We start from the raw sequence: 20872 nt of genomic DNA, 5'->3' as shown, positions 1-20872 counted from the left end.
AGGGATGAGGGAAGACCGAACGACAGGAGGCGCGTGGTGCTGGTGGTGTCCGAGGAAGTACGCGAGGCGATCGACGCGCGTCGACCCGTGGTGGCCCTGGAGTCGACGATCATCGCGCACGGGCTGCCCCGCCCGCGCAACCTGAGGGTCGCGCTGGAGCTGGAGGCGGCGGTACGGCAGGAGGGGGCCGTACCCGCGACGATCGCCGTGCTGGACGGGCGGCCCCATGTCGGCCTGGACAAGGAGCAGTTGGAGCGCGTCGCCAACGAGGACGGGATCCGCAAGCTGGGCCACCGTGACCTGCCGCTCGCGGTGGCGGCCGGGGCCAGCGGGGCGACCACGGTGTCGGCCACGGCGCTGCTGGCGGCGCGGGCGGGCATCCGGGTGTTCGCGACCGGGGGGCTCGGCGGGGTGCACCGGGAGTGGACGGTGACCCAGGACGAGTCCGCCGACCTGGGGCTGCTGGCGTCCACCCGGATCACGGTCGTGTGCGCCGGCGTGAAGTCGATCCTGGACGTGCCGGCGACCCTGCAACGCCTGGAGACACTGGGAGTTGCGGTCGCCGGCTACGGCACGGACCGCTTCCCCGGCTTCTACCTCTCCGACTCCGGCTATCCGGTGGACTGGACGCTGGAGACCCCGGAGCAGGTCGCGGCCGTGATGCGGGCGCAGGACGCGCTGGACGCCCCGGAGTCGACGCTGATCGTCGCCAATCCGGTGCCCGAGGAAGAGCAGTTGGATCCCGGGCTGCACGCGCGTGTGCTCGCCGACGCGCTGCACGCGTGCGAGGCGGAGGGCGTCACCGGGCAGGCGGTCACCCCGTTCCTGCTCGGCTACCTGGTGGAGCACACCGACGGTGCCTCGCTGAGCGCCAACCTGGCGGCCGTGCGCGGCAACGTACGGCTGGCTGGACGGATCGCGGCGGCGTGGGCCGAGGAGGCATGACGACCGAGGCGAACGGCGCCCTCCTGGTCGTCGGGGACGTCGTCACGGACGTCGTCGCCCGACACCGGGGGCCGCTCGCCCCGGGTACCGACACCGCCGCCGCGATCCGCACGGTGCCGGGCGGCGCGGGCGCCAACGTGGCGTGCTGGGCGGCCCATTGGGGCTGCACGGACGTGCGGCTGCTCGGTCGTGTGGGTGCGGACTCGGCGGCGTGGCACGAGCGGGAGTTGGTCGCCTCCGGGGTGCGGCCCCGGCTCGTGGTCGATCCGGAGGCCGCGACCGCGACGGTGATCTGTCTGGTCGACACGGGCGCTTCGGCCGAGCGGACGCTCGTCACCGACAGTGGAGCGGCCCTACGGCTCGGCCCCGAGGACTGGTCGGACTCGCTGCTGGACGGCGTCGTACGGCTGCATCTGTCGGGCTATCTGCTGTTCTCCGAGCCGGGCCGGGCGTTGGCGTACGTGGCGGTGGAGTCGGCACGCGCGCGTGGGGTGCCGGTGAGTCTGGATCCGGCGTCGGCGGGGTTCCTGGTGGAGCTGGGCGTCGACCGCTTCCTGGCGCTCGTCGAGGGGGTGGACGTCCTGCTGCCGAACCGTGACGAGGCGTGCCTGCTCACGGGGTTGCCCGACCCGGCGGACGCGGCGGCCAAGCTGAGCCGTCATGTCCCCCTGGTGATTACCAAGCAGGGCGCCGAGGGAGCCCTGGTCGCCCACTCGGGCACAGTCCACGCACGCGTACCGGCCGAGCCGGCTGTTCCCCTGGACACCACGGGAGCGGGGGACGCCTTCACGGGGGCGTTCCTCGCAACGCTGCTGACCGGCGCCGATCCGGAGAAGGCCGCACGGGAGGGGTGCCGGGCGGGGGCTCGGGCGGTGGAACTGGTGGGAGGGCGACCGCCTGGGCGGGGGTGACAGTCGCTGGAGACGGTTGCTGGTACCCGGTTGGCGGCCGCCGGTGCGGAGCGGGGTGCTCTTGTGTACGCGGCCGACGGTCGCCGGTGTTGGGCAGAGGCCGCGCGGGCTGGGCAGACGGCGACAGCGACAGGCCTACCAGCAGCGGATGTCGGGTCCACGGTGATCGCCACCGGACCCACTGACGGTCGGTGTCAGGCTGCCGGCGGCAACCCGCTGCCGGACAACAGCGCGGCCGACGGCGGCACTTGGCGGGAGTGAGTGACAGATGCGTCCGGCCGACGTCATCTGCCCGGAGGAACCGCGCCCCCGGCGCGTGCCCGAGCCCGCGACGTCCGTCCACCCACGTCAGACAAACGCCCACCCCAGCCCGAAAGCCCACTGCCCACCGGCACCGGCACCGGCACCGGCACCGGCACCGGCACCCACCTTCAACTCCCGCCCCCCGCCTAGGCCTTCCGCCCCCAAGCCGAGATCATCGGAGCCGTAGCCAGATCCATCGTGCCGGAGGCGACATTGGCCAGGTGGCGGTCGATGTCCTCGTCCGTGGCCAGGCCCGCGGTGACGAGTTGGCCGCGGATCTGGCGGACCGTGGCGGACTCCAGCGCGGCGCAGGCCGGTGAGGTGACCGGGAAGTACGCGTCGGCCTCGACCCGGCGCAGGCCGGCCTCGCGGAGCAGGCGCGGGAGTCGGCGGCCGTAGGAGAGGTCGGCGCCGCGGTCGGCGAGGAGCTTGCGGAAGCCGTGGCGGAGGCGGTTCGCGAGTTGTTGCTCGGGGCCGTGCTCGTCGGGGCAGAGCAGGGGCTGGAGGGCCGGGTCGGCGTCCTCGATCAGCAGGCGGCCGCCGGAACGCAGGGACTTGATCATCGAACGCAACGCCCGCTCCCGGTCCGGGACATGGACGAGGACGAGCCGGGCGTGCACGAGGTCGAAGCCCTCCCCCGGCGGTTCCTCGGCGCCGACGTCGTGGACGCGCACCTCGACCGGCGGGCGGGCTGCCGAGGCGACCTGGGACGTGTCGATGTCGGTCGCCACGACCTTCCCCGTCGGCCCGACCTTCTTGGCCAGCCAGGACACCACCGAGGTGCCGCCGACGCCGACTTCCCAGACGCGCCAGCCGGGTCCGACGCCGAACCCCTCCAGGTGCCGGAACGTCGTGGGGTCGAAGAGCGTGGCGAAGGCGTCGAAGCGCTGTCCCGCCTCGGACTGCCGGTTGTCGAGGAGATACCCGTCGGATCGCGTCATGCCGCGATCATCCCAGTTGCCCCGCTTGTCGACAGGGGGCGACGCTCCGGTTGTCGGGCGGGGCGAAACTCCGGTTCGGCGCGGGCGGAGCTCCGGCCGACCACACCCTTGTCGCGACCGTGCACCGGTTCGTCCACGGCTTCGTCCACAGCCGGGAACAAAGCGGAGGATTCCGTTCCCACAGGCTTACCCGCGGCTCACGTCGGCCTGGCAAACTGGCACGCCAAGGCGCAGAAATGCGATGCGAGGGGATCCACGCAAGGAGAGCCGGATGTCCATGGCAGGGAATCTTCGGAAGGTCACGGGCCTCGGCAGGGTCGGCGGCCTCCGCAAGGTGGCACGGCTGGCCCGGCGACGCCCCCGGGTCGACCTGAGCCACCATGCCCGGTCACCGCTGGGCTCCTCGGTGGTGAAGTGCGTCACGTATCAGGACGGCGTCCGCATCCCCGTCGCCGGCGATCTGGTGGACACCGTCGAGCGGGTGCGCAAGAAGGAGGACGGCTTCGTCTGGCTCGGCCTGCACGAGCCGACGAACGACGAGTTCGCGGGCATCGCCGAGCTCTTCGACCTGCACCCGCTGGCGGTCGAGGACGCGATCGAGGCCCATCAGCGCCCCAAGGTGGAGCGCTACGGCGAGACACTGTTCGCGGTGTTCAAGACGGTCTGCTACGTCGAGCACGAGAAGCTGACGGCGACGAGCGAGGTCGTGGACACCGGCGAGATCATGGTGTTCGTCGGCGCCGAGTTCGTCATCACGGTGCGGCACGGACGGCACGGCTCCCTGGGGCCGCTGCGCGAGGAGTTGGAGTCGAACCCGCGGCAGCTCGCCAAGGGACCGGCCGCGGTGCTGCACGCGATCGCGGACCATGTGGTCGACGACTATCTGAGCGTCACGGACTCGGTACAGGCGGACATCGACCAGGTGGAGACGGACGTGTTCGCGGAGAACGGCGCGCGGGCGGACCCGGGCCGTATCTACCAACTCAAGCGTGAACTCCTGGAGTTGAAGCGGGCGGTCGTCCCCCTCAGCCGCCCGCTGGAGGAGCTCGCCACCCGGCCGATGCGGGTGATCGGACCGGAGATACAGGCCTACTTCCGGGACGTCTCCGACCATCTGCTGCGCGCGAAGGAGCAGATCGCGTCCTTCGACGAACTGCTCAACTCGATTCTGCAGGCGCACCTCGCCCAGGTGACGGTCGCGCAGAACGAGGACATGCGGAAGATCACGGCCTGGGCCGCGGTGATCGCCGTACCGACGATGGTGTGCGGTGTGTACGGCATGAACTTCGACCACATGCCGGAGCTGCACTGGCGGTTCGGCTATCCCCTGGTCATCGGCGTGATAACCGTGGCGTGTCTGGCGCTGTACCGGGGCTTCCGGCGCAACGGCTGGCTGTGAACGGCAGCCGCTGAACCGGAAGCGGTCCGGCACGCAGTACCGGGAAAGGGTCCGGCGGTTCAGCGCCCGGCACCGCCCGGCGGTTCAGCGCATGCCGCTCCGGGCGTAGACGCTCTCGACCCAGCCGGCGAGCTGTTCCTCCGTCAGATGCTGGGCCAGGTCGGCCTCGCTGATCATGCCGACGAGGCGTTTGTTCTCGATGACGGGGAGCCGGCGGATCTGGTGTCCCTGCATCTCCTGGAGCACCTCGCCGACATCGGCGCCGGAGTCGATCCAGCGGGGGGTGCCCTGGGCCATCTCGCCCGCGGTGATCTTGGCCGGGTCGTGGCCCATGGCCACACAGCCGACGACGATGTCCCGGTCGGTGAGGATGCCGCAGAGCCGTTCGTTCTCGTCGCTGATGGGCAGAGCCCCGACGCCCAGTTCGCGCATCAGCTGGGCGGCGCGGTCCAGGGTTTCATGGGCGGGGATCCACTGGGCGCCCCGGTGCATGATGTCTCCGGCGGTGGTCATGAAGTACCTCCCGGTGCCGGACGGCCGGCGCGGCACAGAACGTTCCGCTAGTCCCGGCGCCCTACATTCTCGCCGCGCGGCCGGGGGAACGCACCCGGACGGTCACGACTTCCGGTGTGCCGGACTCGGTGAATCCCACGACACCCCGGGTCCCACGGGACTCACCGAGTCCGTGGCTCAGCCGTTCCACGCCGGGTGACGCGGATCGTCGGCGCGTACCAGGACGTCCGCCGTGCCGGCCGGGTCGGTCTCGTCCTCGTAACGCTCGAAGACGGGGAGGGTCCAGTGCTCGGGCTCGGGGGTTCGGCGGCGCAGGGCGCCCGGTGAGAGGAGGACGTGGACGGTCAGGTCGAAGGGGAACCAGTGCCGAAGGAGGAGGGGGCCGTGCAGCAACAGGACGGCGCCGGGCGGGAGTTGGACGTAGGGGCTGCGGGTGGCGCGGTCGGCGACCGGGTCCCACAGGTCGGGCAGGACGCGGCCGTCGCCGTCCGGTTCGAGCGGGCCGAAGACCTCGCGCCACAGGGCACGGGTGTCGAACCAGCCGTCGTAGTACGCCTCGACGTCCTGGCGCCCGTACTCCAGACGCAGCGAGGCGGGGCGCAGAAACCCCTCGGTGGCGACGACGAGCGAAGACCGGCCGCGTACGCGCAGCGCCTCCGAGACGCGCTCGGCGAGGTCGCCGGGGTGACCCGCCGGGGCACCGTCGAAGGCGACCCGCGGCCAGGGGCTGCCGTCGGCCGGCTTCAGGTCGAGCAGACGCTCGGCCAGGAGGTCGCCGAGCCGGTCCCAGGTGATCGCTTCCAGTCGCACAGGGACCATGATGCGGCAGGCGGCGATCAGGGTGCGACGGGCGGCTGATGGCTGCGAGGAGTTGCGGGAGGCGGGTCTCGCTCCGGGCGCGGGCGGCGGGAGGAACAGGAGAGAGGCGCACAGCAGGAGGGAATGCTCCTCATATGGCTCGCATGGCTCGCATGGCTGGCACAGCTCGTACGGCATCGCTCGCGACTCCACCGACCCGTAGTGGACCGCTCGTTGTTCAACCGCTCAGGAAGCGGCACTGTGCCGGGTGTCGTCGGGGGCCGTTGGCGTTGCTGGTCGTCGAGGGTGGGGTGCCGCGGTGTCTCGACTGTGTGGATCTCGGGCATCTGGTGTTCCTGCCGCGCGGCGACACGGCGTTGACGCGCAGGGCGCGGGAGGAGAGTGGGCTGTCGGCGGTGGTGGTGCGGTTCGACCGGCGGCGGGGCCGGTACGAGCGGCAGGGTGTCCTCGTCGAGGAGGCGGGGCTGGCGCGGGCCGAGGAGCGGTGCCTCGCGGACGCGGAGGCGCGGCGGCGGCGCCGGGTGCGGGACGCGGTGCGGCGGGCCGCGCAGGACGTGCGGTTCACGGAGGCGTTCGCGGCGGAGATACGACGGCTGTTCCCCGGCTGCCCCGAGGCGCGGGCCCGGGCCGTCGCCGCGCATGCCTCGGCGCGGGGCAGCGGGCGGGTGGGGCGGAGTGCGGCGGGGCGGGCGTTGTCCGAGGGCGCGGTGGTCTCGGCGGTGGTGGCTTCCGTAAGGCATGTGGACACGCCCTACGACCAGTTGCTGATGAGTGGGGTGCCTCGACATGAGGCACGGCGGCGGATCTCGGTGGGGGTGGAGGGGGTTCTACGGGGGTGGCGGGAGGGCGGGGTTCAAACGGAGAAGAGGGAGGAGGCGGAGGCGGATGTCCCAGCGAACGCGGAGGCCGGGTGAGGAGGGTGGCAGGGAACCCGGTTGCCCAGCACGCCGTCGTCACCCCGGACGGCGCCGTCACCGACCCGGAGTGCGCCGTCGCCAGCGGCCCGAAAGGGGCCGTCACCGGCCCGGAGTGTGCCGTCGTCGCCCCGGAGGGCCTCGTGGACGTCCGCGTATGCCCCGGCGATTCTCGGCCATGGTGACCCGGTCAAGGGCGGGGTTGACTTGTCCCGGTGGTCGGTGGTGGGCAGGATCTCGGGTCTACGGGCGGGAGTTGATGTCGGCATGATCGGTGAACCGTATGTGACGCTGACGGTTCTGGGGGTGCTCGTGACCGGCGTGATGGCCGGGGTGTTCTGTGCCTTCTCCGTGCTGGTCATGCGAGGGCTGGCCCAGTTGCCGCCCGCGCAGGGGGTCGCCGCGATGAACGCGATCAACACGGCGGCGATGACGCCGGCCTTCATGCTGCTGTTCGCCGGTTCCGCGGTGGTGTGCGCGGTGATCGCGGTGGTGACGTTCGTACTGTGGCCGGACCAAGGGACCGTGGAGTTGCTCCTGGGCAGCGCGCTGTATCTGTTCGGCGCGTTCGGGCTGACCCTCGTCGCGAACGTGCCCCGGAACGAAGCGCTGCTGAAGCTGGACCCGGGGACGCCGGAGGCCGCCGCCTACTGGCCGTCGTACGTGCGCGAGTGGACGATGTGGAATCACGTCCGCGCGGTCGCCTCGGCCGCCGCCGCGCTGGTGTACATGCTGGCTCTCACCTGAGAGAAACCGCATGATCACCTGAGCGAACGCTGGTGGGGCCCGCGGGACCAGGTGAGAAAGCCGTCTCGCCCCACTCTGCGCGCCCGGCCCAGGGGCCTTATCGTGGCTGAAAGAGTGCCGCCCGATGACGCACGGCCTGTCGTACGCGGACGCGAGGAAGACGGCCATGGCCGATCCCAAGGGTTTCATGACCACTCCGCGCGAGGAGTGGCCCCGCAGGCCTGTCGAGGAGCGGGTGCGTGACTGGGACGAGGTGTACGTCCCGGGCGCGCTGCTGCCGATCGTCAACAAGCAGGCCGACCGGTGCATGGACTGCGGTGTCCCGTTCTGCCACGACGCGTGCCCGCTCGGCAATCTGATCCCCGAGTGGAACGATCTGGTCAGCCGGGACGACTGGCGCGCGGCGGCCGACCGGCTGCACGCCACCAACAACTTCCCCGAGTTCACCGGGCGGTTGTGCCCGGCACCCTGCGAGGCGGGGTGCGTGCTCGCCATCAACCAGCCCGCCGTCACCATCAAGAACGTCGAGGTCGCCATCGCCGACCACGCCTGGACCGACGGTTTCGCGCCACCTCGGCCACCGGACCGACTGTCGGGGCGGACCGTCGCGGTGATCGGCTCCGGGCCCACCGGCCTCGCCGCGGCACAGCAGTTGACGCGAGCCGGGCACACGGTCGCCGTGTACGAGCGAGACGACCGGCTCGGCGGCCTGATGCGGTACGGCATCCCCGAGTTCAAGATGGAGAAACGGCATCTGGAACGGCGCCTTGAGCAGATGCGCGCCGAGGGCACCAAGTTCCGTACGTCGACGACGGTCGGGCGCGACATCGGGGCGGCCGAACTCCGGGCGCGCTACGACGCCGTGGTGATCGCCACCGGAGCCACGGCGTGGCGTGAACTGGCCGTACCGGGGCGTGAGTTGACCGGCATCCACCAGGCGATGGAGTACCTGCCGCTGGCCAACCGGGTGTGCGAGGGCGACTTGGCGGCCTCTCCCCTGTCCGCCGCCGGGAAGCATGTCGTGATCGTGGGCGGCGGCGACACCGGGGCCGACTGTCTCGGCACCGCGGTGCGTGAAGGGGCCGCGTCCGTAACCCAGTTGGACATCTACGCCCAGCCGGACGCCGAGCGCGACGAGAACGCGGAGCCGTGGCCGACGTATCCGAAGATCTACCGGCTCTCGGCCGCGCACGAGGAGGCTCGGGATCTGGAGACGGCTCCGGCTGCGGACGCGGACGCGCGGCTGTTCGCGGCGTCGACGCTCCACTTCGAGGGGGCCGGGGACGGGCACGTGCGGTCCCTGCACCTGGTCGAAGTCGACGCGCAGCGGCGCCCGTTGGACGGTTCCGGACGCAGCCTGCCCGCCGATCTCGTGCTGCTCGCCCTCGGGTTCTCCGGGCCCGACCGGGAGGACGGGCTCGTCGATCAACTGAGGTTGGCGATGGCGCCGCGCGGCACGATCACCCGGGACGCGGACTTCGCGACGAGTACGCGGGGCGTGTTCGTCGCGGGGGACGCGGCGCGCGGGCAGTCGTTGATCGTGTGGGCGATCGCGGAGGGACGGGCGGTGGCGGCGGCCGTCGACCGCTATCTGACGGGAAGTTCCCAACTCCCGGCGCCCATCGGGCCGTACGACCGCCCGATGACCGTGTGAGACAGCGGAGGCGGAGGAGCCGGAGGTAGAGACATCTCTGCTGCCGGATGAGCACGCGTACGTCCGTCCTCGGTCCTGCGGATGAGGCGGGGTGTACTGCGCCGGTACGAGGCGCCGGGCCGGTCCTCCTCCCGGCTCACGAAATCGTTCGGTGGCGGACGGGAAAGTGACTTCCGGCCGACCTGTAGGCCAACGGCGGTGGGATCATCGGCGCAGGAGGCGAGTCGTGGTCGGCCCGGAGTGGGGTCGGGCGCGGCGGCGCCCCCATCCTTCGTTCCGTCGTCAGACGCAGGGCCACCCCCGCGCGTCCCCCCTGTTGGCGGTCGGTTCTGGAGGGTGTTGATGACGACGCTCGACGAACGCCGTGGCGAGGACGCGCGGGAGGCGGCGGGGGCGTACCGCCCGGACGCCGCCGTCTCCCTCGGCCAACTCACGGCGATACAGACCCTGTTCGCCGGTTCCAAGGCGGCGAACCTCGCCCGCGCGGCCCGGGCCGGCTGGAGCAACCGCCGTTGCCGGTGGTCGCCGTCAGCCGGCTGGTGGACGCGCCGCGACGCATGCTGTCGTGGCTCTGAAACAGCACATCAAGGACCTCAGGGCTTGCGGCCCACCGCCCCGTAGCCGGGAATCGTGCCGTCGTCCTGACCCGGTACCGGTTCGCCCAGTTCCGGATGCCAGCGGTCGACCACCGTCACCCCCGGCTCGACCAGGTCGAGGCCGGTGAAGAAGCGGGCGAAGCCGGTGCGGGAGCGGAGGGCCACGGTGCTGCCCGCCGCCGTGAGCTTCTCGACCGCCGCCGTCGACTCCTCCGGGGTGAAGTCGGTGGTGGCGTGGGTCATCATCAGGTAGCTGCCGGTGGGAAGTCGGGACAGCAGGCCGTCGACCAGCTCGTGCGCGCCGTCCTCGTCGGGGACGAAGTGCAGCAGGGCGACGAGGGACAGGGCGACGGGTCGGGTGAGATCGAGGACCTGTCGAGCGCCCTCGATGACGGCGTCGGGATCGCGCACATCGGCCCGCACATACGCGGTCGCACCCTGGGGTGTGCCGCGCAGCAGGGCCGCCGAATGGGCCAGCACGACCGGGTCGTTGTCGCAGTAGACGACACGTGCCTCGGGCGCGACGGCCTGCGCGACCCGGTGCAGGTTCGGCTCGGTCGGGATACCGGTGCCGATGTCCAGGAACTGCCGTACGCCGTGCCCGGTGAGCCAGCGGGTGGCCCGGTGTGTGAACGCGCGGTTGACACGTGCCATGACCGGCACCCTCGGGTCGAGGGCGAGCATCTGGCGGCCCATCTCGGCGTCGACGGGGTAGTTGTCCCTGCCGCCGAGGTACCAGTCGTACATGCGGGCGGGGTGGGGCCTGCTGGTGTCGATCTCGTCGGTCTTGTCGATCCTGTCGGTGGGCCGCACGGTCATGGCGTGCTCCATAAGCTCTTAAAGCAATATGTGATCAAGTCAGTACCAAAATAAGGAGGTTCGGTAAGGAAAAAGCATTCAGCACAGGTCGCCGACTCAGGACAGCAAGAAATCCGCCTCGCCCGCTTTCGCCCCCTCGATGAAGGCCGTCATCTCGTCGGTCGTGTAGATCAGGGCCGGCCCGTCCGGGTCGGTGGACTGACGGACGGCGATCCGGCCGTCGGCGAGCTTCATCGCCTCCAGGCAGTTGCCGCCGTTGCCGCCGCTCCACGGCTTGTGCCAGCCTTCGCTTCCCAAGTCCCGCGCGGGCATACCGTTGTAGACGCTCATACGCGGCTTGATGCGATCCATTCACAGCTCCTTGCGGAGATCCTTGAGGATCTCCTTCGTGCGATGTGCCGTAGCGGCCTGCGCCGCCATGCGGTCCATGACCTCAAGGTGGGTTCCCACCTCTTCGCGCGAGTCCAGATAGACGGCGCCGGTCAGGTACTCGCTGTAGACCATGTCCGGCAGTTCTGACATGGCAAATCGGAACAGCACGAAGGGCCCGTACGTGCCCGGGTGCGGCCCCGAGGAGAACGGGGCGACCTGAAGGGTCACGTTGGGCAGCTTCGTGGCGTCGAGCAGTTTGTCGATCTGGGCACGCATCACCTCGGGGCCGCCGACCGGGCGGCGCAGGGCGGTCTCGTCCATGACGACCCAGAAGCGGGGCGCGTCGGGACGGGTGAGCAGGCCCTGGCGCTGCATGCGCAGATCGACGTGGCGCTCGATGTCGTCGGGCTCGGTCTGGCCGATGGCACCGGACTTCAGCACCCCGCGCGCGTAGTCCTCGGTCTGCAGCAGCCCGGGCACGAAATGCGGTTCGTACGACCTGATGAGCGCGGCCGCGCCCTCCAGGCTGACGTGCATCGAGAACCAGCCGGGCAGGATGTCGTGGAAGCGCTGCCACCAGCCGGGCCGGTTGGCCTCCTCGGCGAGCTGGACGAAGGCCTCGGCCTCCTCGTCGGAGACGCCGTAGGACTTCAGGAGGAGCTGGAGGTAGGGGATCTTGAGGGAGACCTCCGCCATCTCCATGCGGCGGACCGTGGCGGGGGCGACGCGGAGGACGCGGGCGGCCTCCTCGCGCTTGAGCCCCGCGCGTTCCCGCAGGTCCAGCAGGCGCCGGCCGAGGACGACCTGGCCGACCGTCGGTGCGGACCGCGGCTCGCTCACGCTCCACCTCCACGAATGAGTGATGAGTCCTGACAGCTGGGTACCGGGTACTGACTTGAGTGCTGGGCAGTGGATCTTGAGTGCTGAGCAATGGGTCTTGAGCGCTGGGCAATGCGTTGAGTACTGACAGCGCATGCGTCCGTACAGTCCGTCGAGAGGGTTCTCACGGACCTACGAACCGATCCCGGCCCGACGTACCGATCCCGGCGAACCGAATCCTGACAGGCCTGCGGCGCCATTCGAAGACTCATTCGAAGATCGGGACAGACCTCCGGAGATCCCAACTGGCGCCGCGCGACTTTCTGTTGCGAGCAGTGTGCCACGACCGTCCAGACCGTCATACGGCACTCTGCATTTTTCATAGTGACACTTGCCAAGTGTTCACGGCGGGGCGATAGTGGCAAGCGTGATTCCGTCCGCGCCCTTAGGAACAGACGCCGCCGCAGGCCGCCTCGGTCTCGGTGCCGCCGCGGGAGCCGTCCCTGGTGGGGCCGCTGCCGAGCGCCGGTTCCGGTTCGAGCTGGCCGCACATCCGGGTTCCCCGGCCCAGGCGAGACGCCTGACGCGGGCCCGGCTGTCCGGCTGGTCCGTCTGCGAGGACACCTGCGACACGGCGGTACTGGTCGTCTCCGAGCTGGTCACCAACGCGATCGTGCACACCGCGAGCAGCCACATAGTCTGCGAGCTGCACGATGGCGACGACCTGGTGCGGATAGCCGTCCGTGACGAGGGCTGTGCTCCCGGTGAGCCCCGCCCGTCGCCGCGGCGGCCGGATGAGGAGCACGGGAGGGGACTGCTCCTCATCGATGGACTCTGCCGGGCCTGGGGCGCCCAGGAACACGGACCCGGCCTGCTGGTCTGGGCCGACCTGCCGCGGCAGGCGGACCCGACACACGGCCACCACCCGGCCCCCGTCCACGACAGTTCCGTACCGCTCAACGACCTGGGTTGGGGCGCACGACCCAAGCCGGGTCCGTCGGGCGGTTCGGGCGACGAGGACGAGGCGACGGCACACTTCGGGGCCTTCGAGGATCTGGGCGTATTTCCGGGGCGGGGGCATGGGGGTGCCTCCGGCAGCGGGCATGGGGGTGCCGGCGACTTCGGAAATCCGGATCTCGGCGGCTTCGGGGGCCGGGAGCACGAAACCGGAGGCGGCCCTGCTCGTGGTGGGGCCGGCTCCGGTACGCGGGGCCGGGAGGGCGCGGGCCACTTCGGGGGCCTCGGTCAGGAGACCACAGGTCTCTTCAGGGGCCGGGGACACCAGGACGCCGGCGACCTCCCGGACTCCGCGGAGACCGGGGAATCCGGCGGGTTCGCGGATTCCGGCGGGTTCAGGAGTACCGGCGGGTTCAGGGAATCCGGTGGACTCGGGGACTTCGGTACGGGGGTCGAATGGGTGTGAGCGGCGGGTCTCGTCCCGGCCAGGTGCTCAGTCTCGACACGCTGGTCCGTCTGGGGCGTGCGCTGCACGGGCCGGGCGCGCCGCGCCGGCTGGCCGTCCCCGAGGGCATGACGGCTCCGCTCGGCTGCGACGCCGTGGCGGTGCCCGCACGTTTCGGACCGCTGGTTCTGCCCCGGCTGCCGCGTGTCGGTTGTGTCTACGCCGACGAAGCGCACTGGTGGTGGATCGTTCCGTCCGACTCGGATTACGCGCTGGACTGGCCTGCGCCGGCGCGGTACACGACGGGGGCGCTGGTTCCGGACTCGCCTCGCGCGCCGGGTCTCATTCACAAGCCGGACGGGAAGCTGCCGTATACGCCGCCGATTCCGTTGTACCTGGCGGTGTGTCGGGTTACGGGGACTACGCCTTCTTGGTCGCGGCCCATCAGCGCGTAGCGCTCCGCGGGTTGAGCGGATTTTTCTGCGGGGTCGGTAGGGGCGGGGCCCGGGGTGAGCGGTTTTCGTCTGCGGGTCGGTGGGGGCTGGTCGCGCAGTTCCCGGGGTGGGCGGATTTCATCTGCGGGCCGGTGGGGGCTGGTCGCGCAGTTCCCCGCGCCCCTTTCGGGCGCGGTGCGCCCGCCCGGCGCTCACCCGGCTGCGCCGCGCATCGACAGAGTCCCGCCCCACTCTCGACGAGCGCCACCCCCTCCCCGCACCCGCCCACTCGGCGGAGCCGCATATCGAACGGCCCCACCCCTCCGCCTTCCCGGCGTACGCCCGCGCGTCCCCGCCTCACCTCCCCGCGCTCTCCCCCGCACCCCTCCCGCCCCGCGATAGTGGCCGTTCGTTCGTCCACGATCGGGGGAGGTCGGCGGTGGGGAGCAAGGGCAAGGGGGGCTCGGGGCCGGGGGAGGCGTCCGCTTCGGAGCGGCTGCTCTTTGGTGGGCCCTTGCGGTACGACACGGGGTGGAGTCAGCACAATGACGCGTTTCTGGAGCTGAGTTTCCGGTCCATGGTGACGCGGTTGCCGGCGATGCTGCGGTCGAGTTTCCGGCTGGCCTGGCAGGCCGATCCGCGGGCCGCGCGGGTCGTGCTGGCGGCCGAGGCGTGCCGGGGTGCCACGCAGGCGGTGAGTCTGCTCGCGGTCAACAGCGTGCTGGGGCGGCTGATCACCGGCGGTGCCATCGCGGACCGGCTGCGCGGTGCCGTCCCCGCGCTGGTGACGATGGCCGCGGTGATGCTGGTGGGCGCGCTGCTGCGGGCGGCGTCGACGTACGCGACCGGGCGGCTCGAACCGAAGGTGGAGCGGGTCGCCACCGAGCTGTATCTGGAGCGGGCGGCGGCCGTGGAGCTGGCCGCGATCGAGGACCACGCGTTCCACAAGCTGCTGGACACCGCGCAGTACGGCGCCATGTCGGCCCGCCGCATGATCTCGTACGCGACGAACGTCATGAACGCGCTGATCTCGCTGATCGCGGCGGCGGGCGTGCTGACCGTGCTGCACCCGGCGCTGCTCCCGCTGCTGGCGACGATGACGCTGCCGAGCGCCTGGGGCGCGCTGACGAACGCGCGGCGCCACTACGAGTCGTTCCACACCTGGGTGCAGCACGTCCGGGCCGGCCGCCTCATCGGTTCGCTGCTCACCGAGCCGGAGGCGGCCCCCGAGATCCGCGTCCACGGTGTCGGACCGTTCCTGCTGCACCACTTCCACGAGATGTCGGAGAGCGCGGAGGCGGAACAGGCCCGGCTGGCCCGGCTCACCGCCCGCACCGGGCTGATCGCGGCGACCTGGACGGGCCTCGCGACGGCGGCTACGTACGCGACGCTGGGCGGGCTGCTGCTGTCCGGGGCCATGGCGCTCTCGGTGGCGGGTACTGCGGTGATCGCGATCCGCACCGGTTCCACGAGCCTCGACACGCTCGTCCTGGCGGTGAACCAGCTGCACGAGGAGGCCCTGTTCGTGGGCGATCTGCAGAAGCTGTACGAGGAGGCGACCGAGTGGGCGATCCCGGTCGGCGGGACGGCGCTGCCCGAGGAGCCGCGGGAGATCCGCTTCGAGAACGTCACGTTCAGCTACCCGGGCGAGGCCACCCACCCCGCGCTCGACGACGTCACGCTCACCCTCCCGCTGGGTCGGATCATCGCCCTGGTCGGTGAGAACGGCTCCGGCAAGACGACCCTGGTCAAGCTGCTGGCCGGGCTGTACCGGCCGGACCGGGGCCGGATCCTGTGGGACGGCGTCGACGCGGCGGGCGCCGACCGGCAGCAACTGTCCGACCGGATCGCGATGGTGGCGCAGAACTTCAAGCGCTGGCCGTTCACCGCCCGCGTCAACGTGGCCGTCGGGCGGTCCGCGGCGCCCCTCACCGAGGAGCGGCTGACGGATGCCGTCGCCGAGGCCGGTGCGCAGGACGTGGTCGCGGATCTGCCGCGCGGTCTGGACACGCTGCTGGCCCGCAACTTCAGCGGCGGGCACGAGCTGTCGGGCGGTCAGTGGCAGCGGCTCGGGATCGCGCGGGCCGCGTACCGGAGGGGCCGCATCCTGATCGTGGACGAGCCGACGGCGGCCCTCGACGCCCGGGCCGAGCTGGAGGTCTTCGAGAAGATCCGCGCGCTGGCCGGCACCGGGCAGACGGTCGTGCTGATCACGCACCGGCTGGCGTCCGTACGCCACGCGGATCTGGTGCACGTCCTGGATCAGGGGCGGCTGGTGGAGTCCGGGACGCCGGACGAGCTGCTCGCGAGCGGCGGGGTGTACGCGGAGCTGTACGCGCTCCAGGCTGACCAGTTCACGGCGAAGGTGCCCGCCCCGAAGGCGGGCTGACCTCTCAGGCGGCGGCGTCCACGACGTCGCCGCTGCGCACGACCACGAGGAACGCGTCGGTCGCGATGTCCATGACGACCTCAGCGTGCAGGCCCTCCAGACGGCGCGCCTGCGCGAACTCCTCCGCCGGCCACGAGCCACGCGGCCCGCCGGCGGGAAAACGCTCAAGCACCGTTCGCCCGTTCACCCTGTACCTCCCTGTCGTGCTGAAACTCGGAGAGCTTCGTGAAGCCTCATAGAGTTAAACGCCGACAGTACGGTGAACGGCTCGCGAAGTGACGGTACTGAGACATAGTCGACACCTGGCCACACATCTTCGGCACAGGTTCTCGAAACAAGTTTCCCGTGTCAGTCCTCGTATTCGTCGTGATAGCGGACGCGCTCACTTCCCGCAGGCGCCCCGAGCGCCGATGCGCGCCCCTTGGGCTCCTCCCACTCCTCCTGCCGCCCCAGCGCGGTCAGATCCAGGAAGGTGGTGGTCGAGCCGAGCCCGTCGAGCCCGCGCTCATAGGTGGAGTAGGTGTGGAACACCCGGTCGCGGTCCCGCAGGAAGCAGCTGACGCCCGGCCGCTCGACGGGTTCCCCGTCCCCGACGAACGTGACCTCGAAGTCCCAGTTGAAGTCCCCGCCGAAGGACGAGTACCAGGGCAGCGTCCACCCCATCCGCGCCTTGAACGGCAGGATCTTCGTGTACGGCGCCCTCGACACGGCGGCGAACGTCGTGCCGCGCGCCTTCAGATGGGCGAGATGCCCGATCTGGTCGAGGAACGCCGAGCAGCTACGGCAGCCCGCGTCCCACTCGGGCGCGAACATGAAGTGGTAGACGACGAGTTGGCCGCGCCCCTCGAAGAGGTCGAGCAGGGTGGCCTTCCCGTCGCCGCCCTCGAAGAGGTACTCCTTGTCGATCTCCACCATGGGCAGCCCGCGCCGCTCGGCGTTGAGCGCGTCCCGCGCGCGCGTGGCCGCCTTCTCCTTGACCAGCAGTTCCTCGCGCGCCGCGCGCCACTGCGCACGCGAGACGATCTCCGGAAGCGACATGGGGGCCCTCCTGTGACAACGGTCCGTTGAGGGGTGGACCGGAGGGAGGACCGGAACTCATCGCCGCGTCGGAAAGTTTCTCGGAGAGATCTTCAGAAGGTCGGCGGATGTTCAGAGAGTTGGGGGTTCTTCAGAGGGCTGGGGATCTTCAGAGGGACTTCTTCGCGTACGTCACCGGAAGCGCGAGCAGTCCCCGGGCGCGCAGCGACGGCCGCCACCGCACCTCGCCCTCCCCCACCCCCAACTCCAGCCGCGGGAACCGCTCCAGCAGCGCGGCCAGCGCGATCTCCGTCTCGGCACGGGCGAGCGGCGCGCCCAGGCAGTAGTGGATGCCGTGCCCGAGCGCGAGATGCCCGGAGGTGTCGCGGGAGAGGTCGAGCCGATCGGGCTCGGGGAAGCGGCCCGGGTCACGGTTCGCGGCGGACGCGGACACCCACACCGTCTCGCCGGCGGGGATGGTGACCCCGCCAATGGTGACGTCCTCGACGGGGAAGCGCCGGATGGCGAGCAGCGCGGGCCCTTCGTACCGCAGGAACTCCTCTACGGCGGCCGGGAGTTGAGCCGGGTCAGCACGCAACGCGGCCAGCTGCTCGGGGTGTTGCAGCAGGGCGAGCACGGCGTTGCCGATGAGCTGGACGGTGTTCTCGTACCCGGCGAAGAGGATGAGGAAGGCGAGGGACATCAGCTCGTCCTCGCTGAGCCGGTCGCCCTCGTCGCGCACGGCGATCAGGTCGGACAGAAGATCGTCGCCGGGCTCTTCCCGTTTGTCTGTGAGGAGTTGGGTGAAGAAGCCGAGCATCGCGACGACCGCGTGTTTGCCGGCCTCGGGCGGTGTCCCGGGGGCTGGCGCGACGAGGGCGTCGGTCCACACCCGGAAGTCCCGGCGGTGACCCGCGGGCACGCCGAGCAGGTCGCAGATGACGGTGATGGGCAGGGGCGCCGCGTAGGAGGCGATGAGGTCGGTGTCGCCCTCCTCCCCCAGAGCGTCGAGGAGTTGGTCGGCGGTGCGCCGAATCGGCTTACGGAGCCGCTCCGTCCGTCGCGGGGTGAACGCGCGGCCGACCAGGCGCCGGATGCGGGTGTGGTCCGGCGGATCCATGTTGAGGAGGTTCGCGTCGAGCGCGGGCGGCAGCGAGAACCCCTTGTAAGTCCCGGCCGTGGCATGCCTCTTGTCCAGCGAGAGCCGCGGATCGGCCAGCGCCGCCCGCACGTCGTCGTACCGGGTGACGAGCCAGGCGGGGGTGCCGTCGGGGCCGGCGATGCGGTGCACGGGGGCGCTGTCGCGCAGGCGCCGGTACACGTCGTACGGGTGGTCGAGAAGGCCGTCCGCGAGATCCATGGGAACAGCCTAGAGGCGCGGCTCAGGTGTCGTATTCCTGGATGCGCCGACCGTGGCTCCGGTCCACGAGGGCGGGCAGCCGCTCCCCCAACTCCCGTACGGCAGCGGGCACATCGAGCGTGAGCAGCTCGCGGTCGCGCATGAGAACCCGGCCGTCGACGATCGTGGTCCGGACGTCGGCGGAACGGGCGCTGTGCACGAGGGTGGCGGCGAGATCGTGGACGGGCTGGGTGTGCGGCCCGGTGAGGTCGACGAGGATGATGTCGGCCCGCCGCCCCGGCGCGATGGACCCGATCGAGTCACCCGATCCGACGGCCTGCGCACTCTGGAGCGTTGCGTGGTGCAGTGCTTGACGGGACGTCAGCCATCGCGGGTCACCTTCGGCGTGCTTCTGCACCAAGGACGTGAGCGCCATCGACTCCCACACGTCGAGGGAGTTGTTGGAGGCGGCGCCGTCCGTGGCGAGCCCGACCGGGATGCCGATGGCGCGCAGGGCGCGGATCGGAGTGGTGTCCGGCCAGGCGAACTTGAGGTATCCCCGGGGCGCGGTGGCGACCGCCGTACGGCCGCTCGCGCGCTCCAGGACGGGGAGGTCGCGGTCGATGACGCCGGTGCCGTGGGCGATGAGCAGGTCGGTGGCCAACAGGCCCGCACGGTCGAGGACTTCGATGGGGGTGAGGCCGTGGCGGGCGAGGCCGGTGTCGGTCTGGTCGCGGTTCTCGGCGGCGTGGAGGTGGACGGGGAGGCCGTGTTCCAGGGCGAGTTCGGCGGTGGCGGCGAGGTCGGCGTCGGTCACCGTGTAGGGGGCGTGCGGGGCGAGGGCGGTGGTGATGCGGCCGTCGGCGGTGCCCCGGTGCCGTAGCGCGAACTCCAGGGATTTCTCCCGGCCTTGAGGACCCTGGGAGGAGAAGTAGGCCTCGCCGAGGTGCGCGCGGATCCCGCACTCGGCGACCACGGCGGCGACGGTGTCCATGGAGAAGTAGTGGTCGGCGAAGCAGGTGACCCCGGCGCGGATCATCTCGGCGCAGGCGAGCCGTGCCCCCAACTCCACGTCTTTTTCGGTGAGGTTGGACTCGACGGGCCACACGACGTCGTTGAACCACTCCTCCGTGGGCAGATCCTCGGCGAGCCCGCGCAGCGCGACCATCGGGGCGTGGGTGTGGCAGTTGATCAGCCCCGGCAGGGCGACCTGGCCGCGCGCGTCGATGCGCTCGACGGCGGCGAGGCCGACCACGTCCGTCACGTCCGCCGCGCTCGTCACCGACTCGACGCGCCCGTCCCGTACGACGATCGCGGCGTCCCGCTCGAAGCGGATGCGCTCCTGGTCGTCGTGGACGAGGACGGTGCAGCCGGTAATGAGGAGATCGACAGGAGAGTCACTCACTCTCCCAACGTACGACGCCGTCCTCGCCCCGCGTGAGCCGAACCGCGCATCCCGGTGTTGCGCTGTCGCTCGCCGCCCCGGACCAGCACGCTTGCCTCACCATCAAGGCTTCTGGCACACAACCAAGGCTGCACAACCAATGCTTCACGACCAAGGCTTCTGGAAGGGGCCCGCATGCTCCTCGGCACCTAGAATCTGGAGAACCTGTTCCGTCCCGGCGGCCCGTCCGGACCCAAGGACAAGGCCACCTACGAGACGAAGCTCGCCTCCCTCGCCGCCGTGATCACGGAACTGGACCCGGTGCTGCTCGGCGTCCAGGAGGTCGGCGACCCTGCGGCGCTCGACGACCTGGCCGGGATGCTGGACGGCGAATGGCACACCGCCACCTCCGCGCATCCGGACGTCCGGGGCATCCGGGTCGGCTTCCTCAGCCGTACGGAGCCGCGGGTCGTCGCCGACACGAACACGTTCCCGGCTCACCTGCGCCCGGTGCAGTCGGACGACTCGGGCGCCGCGGAACCGAACGCGGGCCGGGGTTTCCTGGCCGTGGAGGTCACGACGGCGACCGGCCCGCTGACGGTGGCCGTCGCCCATCTCAAGTCGAAACTGCTGACCTACCCGGGCGAGCGTTTCTTCCCGCACGACGAGGGCGAACGGGCCCGCTACGGCGCCTACGCCCTCTACCGCCGGGCCGCCGAGGCGACGACCCTGCGCGCGCTGGCCGACGAACTGCTCGCCGGTGAGGGCCGTACCCGGGACGTGGCGGTGCTCGGCGACATGAACGACGAGGTGCAGGCCGCGACCACCCAGATCCTGCTCGGCCCGCCCGGTTCGGAGATCGGCACGTCGGGCTACGACCGGGCCGACCAGGGCGACGCGGTCCGCCTGTGGGACGTGGCCCCGCTCATCCCCGCCGACCAGCGCTACTCCCGGATCAACTCCGGGCGCCGCGAGTTGATCGACCACATCCTGCTCAGCCATCACCTGGTCCACCGGGTGACGGCGGCGGGGACGGGCCTGCCGGGTGAGGGAACGTTGCGGCTGCCGTCGGTGGGCCCGGACCCGGCGGCGCGGCGGGAGGCGCCGGGGTCGGATCACGCACCGGTGTGGGTGCGGATGAACTGACGGGGCCGG

Annotated in this window: 21 protein-coding genes and 1 pseudogene; 12 read left to right on the top strand and 10 right to left on the bottom strand. The window is 71.1% G+C overall.

The annotated features are described in order from the left end of the window. Positions 1-33: 33 nt before the first annotated feature. Together OG194_RS35640 and OG194_RS35635 are read left to right on the top strand one after the other, a co-directional pair. Complete coding sequence (locus OG194_RS35640; protein ID WP_327404879.1) at positions 34-945, top strand: pseudouridine-5'-phosphate glycosidase; 912 nt, start codon at positions 34-36, stop codon at positions 943-945. Then, on the top strand, positions 942-1856 hold the full coding sequence (locus tag OG194_RS35635; RefSeq protein ID WP_327404878.1) for a carbohydrate kinase family protein: 915 nt from the start codon (positions 942-944) through the stop codon (positions 1854-1856). The genes OG194_RS35640 and OG194_RS35635 overlap by 4 nt, the downstream gene beginning before the upstream one ends. Positions 1857-2305: 449 nt before the next feature. On the opposite strand, the gene OG194_RS35630 is transcribed toward OG194_RS35635, so the two are convergent. After that, the gene (locus OG194_RS35630) at positions 2306-3100 is read right to left on the bottom strand and encodes a methyltransferase domain-containing protein (protein ID WP_327404877.1); all 795 of its coding nucleotides are present in this window, start codon (positions 3098-3100) and stop codon (positions 2306-2308) included. Between the two features lie 271 nt (positions 3101-3371). On the opposite strand from OG194_RS35630, the gene corA reads away from it, so the two are divergent. Next, positions 3372-4499: a magnesium/cobalt transporter CorA gene (corA, locus tag OG194_RS35625; RefSeq protein WP_327404876.1), complete on the top strand. Its 1128-nt coding sequence runs from the start codon at positions 3372-3374 to the stop codon at positions 4497-4499. Positions 4500-4583: 84 nt separating this feature from the next. Here corA and OG194_RS35620 read toward each other — a convergent pair whose 3' ends face one another. Together OG194_RS35620 and OG194_RS35615 are read right to left on the bottom strand one after the other, a co-directional pair. After that, positions 4584-5012, bottom strand: coding sequence for a CBS domain-containing protein (locus tag OG194_RS35620; protein WP_019060469.1), 429 nt, complete (start codon positions 5010-5012; stop codon positions 4584-4586). Positions 5013-5189: 177 nt separating this feature from the next. Beyond that, positions 5190-5831 carry a uridine kinase gene (locus tag OG194_RS35615; protein WP_327404875.1) on the bottom strand — a complete coding sequence of 214 codons (642 nt, stop codon included), beginning with the start codon at positions 5829-5831 and terminating at the stop codon, positions 5190-5192. Between the two features lie 152 nt (positions 5832-5983). On the opposite strand from OG194_RS35615, the gene OG194_RS35610 reads away from it, so the two are divergent. From OG194_RS35610 to OG194_RS35590, 5 genes are all read left to right on the top strand, one after another. Beyond that, on the top strand, positions 5984-6745 hold the full coding sequence (locus tag OG194_RS35610; protein ID WP_327404874.1) for a DUF2293 domain-containing protein: 762 nt from the start codon (positions 5984-5986) through the stop codon (positions 6743-6745). Positions 6746-6750: 5 nt separating this feature from the next. Continuing rightward, positions 6751-6930 carry a hypothetical protein gene (locus tag OG194_RS35605; RefSeq protein ID WP_327404873.1) on the top strand — a complete coding sequence of 60 codons (180 nt, stop codon included), beginning with the start codon at positions 6751-6753 and terminating at the stop codon, positions 6928-6930. An 82-nt stretch (positions 6931-7012) separates the two neighbouring features. Continuing rightward, positions 7013-7492: an anthrone oxygenase family protein gene (locus OG194_RS35600; protein ID WP_327404872.1), complete on the top strand. Its 480-nt coding sequence runs from the start codon at positions 7013-7015 to the stop codon at positions 7490-7492. A 166-nt stretch (positions 7493-7658) separates the two neighbouring features. Next, positions 7659-9146: a glutamate synthase subunit beta gene (locus tag OG194_RS35595; protein WP_327407323.1), complete on the top strand. Its 1488-nt coding sequence runs from the start codon at positions 7659-7661 to the stop codon at positions 9144-9146. A 342-nt stretch (positions 9147-9488) separates the two neighbouring features. Then, positions 9489-9767 (top strand): hypothetical protein, encoded by a 279-nt coding sequence (locus OG194_RS35590; protein ID WP_327404871.1) that lies wholly within the window; start codon positions 9489-9491, stop codon positions 9765-9767. Here OG194_RS35590 and OG194_RS35585 read toward each other — a convergent pair. The 3 genes from OG194_RS35585 to OG194_RS35575 all read right to left on the bottom strand — a co-directional run bounded on the left by OG194_RS35585 (position 9740) and on the right by OG194_RS35575 (position 11773). Beyond that, positions 9740-10561 carry an SAM-dependent methyltransferase gene (locus OG194_RS35585; protein ID WP_327404870.1) on the bottom strand — a complete coding sequence of 274 codons (822 nt, stop codon included), beginning with the start codon at positions 10559-10561 and terminating at the stop codon, positions 9740-9742. The two genes, OG194_RS35590 and OG194_RS35585, sit on opposite strands and share 28 nt — an antisense overlap. A gap of 96 nt (positions 10562-10657) precedes the next feature. Continuing rightward, complete coding sequence (locus OG194_RS35580; protein WP_019060458.1) at positions 10658-10912, bottom strand: DUF397 domain-containing protein; 255 nt, start codon at positions 10910-10912, stop codon at positions 10658-10660. Continuing rightward, positions 10913-11773, bottom strand: coding sequence for a helix-turn-helix domain-containing protein (locus OG194_RS35575; protein ID WP_327404869.1), 861 nt, complete (start codon positions 11771-11773; stop codon positions 10913-10915). Between the two features lie 397 nt (positions 11774-12170). Here OG194_RS35575 and OG194_RS35570 point away from each other — a divergent pair. The 3 genes and pseudogenes from OG194_RS35570 to OG194_RS35560 all read left to right on the top strand — a co-directional run. After that, a pseudogene (locus OG194_RS35570) lies at positions 12171-12779 on the top strand (ATP-binding protein); the annotation flags it as partial. Between the two features lie 386 nt (positions 12780-13165). Beyond that, the gene (locus OG194_RS35565; protein ID WP_327404868.1) at positions 13166-13609 is read left to right on the top strand and encodes a hypothetical protein; all 444 of its coding nucleotides are present in this window, start codon (positions 13166-13168) and stop codon (positions 13607-13609) included. Positions 13610-14165: 556 nt separating this feature from the next. Continuing rightward, the gene (locus tag OG194_RS35560) at positions 14166-15977 is read left to right on the top strand and encodes an ABC transporter ATP-binding protein (RefSeq protein ID WP_327404867.1); all 1812 of its coding nucleotides are present in this window, start codon (positions 14166-14168) and stop codon (positions 15975-15977) included. Between the two features lie 4 nt (positions 15978-15981). On the opposite strand, the gene OG194_RS35555 is transcribed toward OG194_RS35560, so the two are convergent. The 4 genes from OG194_RS35555 to OG194_RS35540 all read right to left on the bottom strand — a co-directional run bounded on the left by OG194_RS35555 (position 15982) and on the right by OG194_RS35540 (position 19738). After that, entirely contained in the window at positions 15982-16164 is a 183-nt protein-coding gene (locus tag OG194_RS35555) for a hypothetical protein (RefSeq protein ID WP_327404866.1), read from the bottom strand. Positions 16165-16325: 161 nt separating this feature from the next. After that, a complete protein-coding gene (locus OG194_RS35550; protein WP_327404865.1) occupies positions 16326-17015 on the bottom strand; it encodes a DUF899 domain-containing protein in 690 nt (229 codons plus the stop codon). Positions 17016-17163: 148 nt separating this feature from the next. After that, a complete protein-coding gene (locus OG194_RS35545; RefSeq protein WP_327404864.1) occupies positions 17164-18354 on the bottom strand; it encodes a cytochrome P450 family protein in 1191 nt (396 codons plus the stop codon). Positions 18355-18376: 22 nt separating this feature from the next. After that, positions 18377-19738, bottom strand: coding sequence for an amidohydrolase (locus OG194_RS35540; protein WP_327404863.1), 1362 nt, complete (start codon positions 19736-19738; stop codon positions 18377-18379). Positions 19739-19933: 195 nt separating this feature from the next. Between OG194_RS35540 and OG194_RS35535 the strand changes: the two genes are divergently transcribed. Then, positions 19934-20863, top strand: a complete 930-nt coding sequence (locus OG194_RS35535) for an endonuclease/exonuclease/phosphatase family protein (protein WP_327407322.1) — start codon at positions 19934-19936, stop codon at positions 20861-20863. Positions 20864-20872 lie beyond the last annotated feature (9 nt).

Source organism: Streptomyces sp. NBC_01288 (assembly GCF_035982055.1).
GTDB lineage: Bacteria > Actinomycetota > Actinomycetes > Streptomycetales > Streptomycetaceae > Streptomyces.
This window is presented reverse-complemented; position numbering and strand designations above follow the sequence as displayed.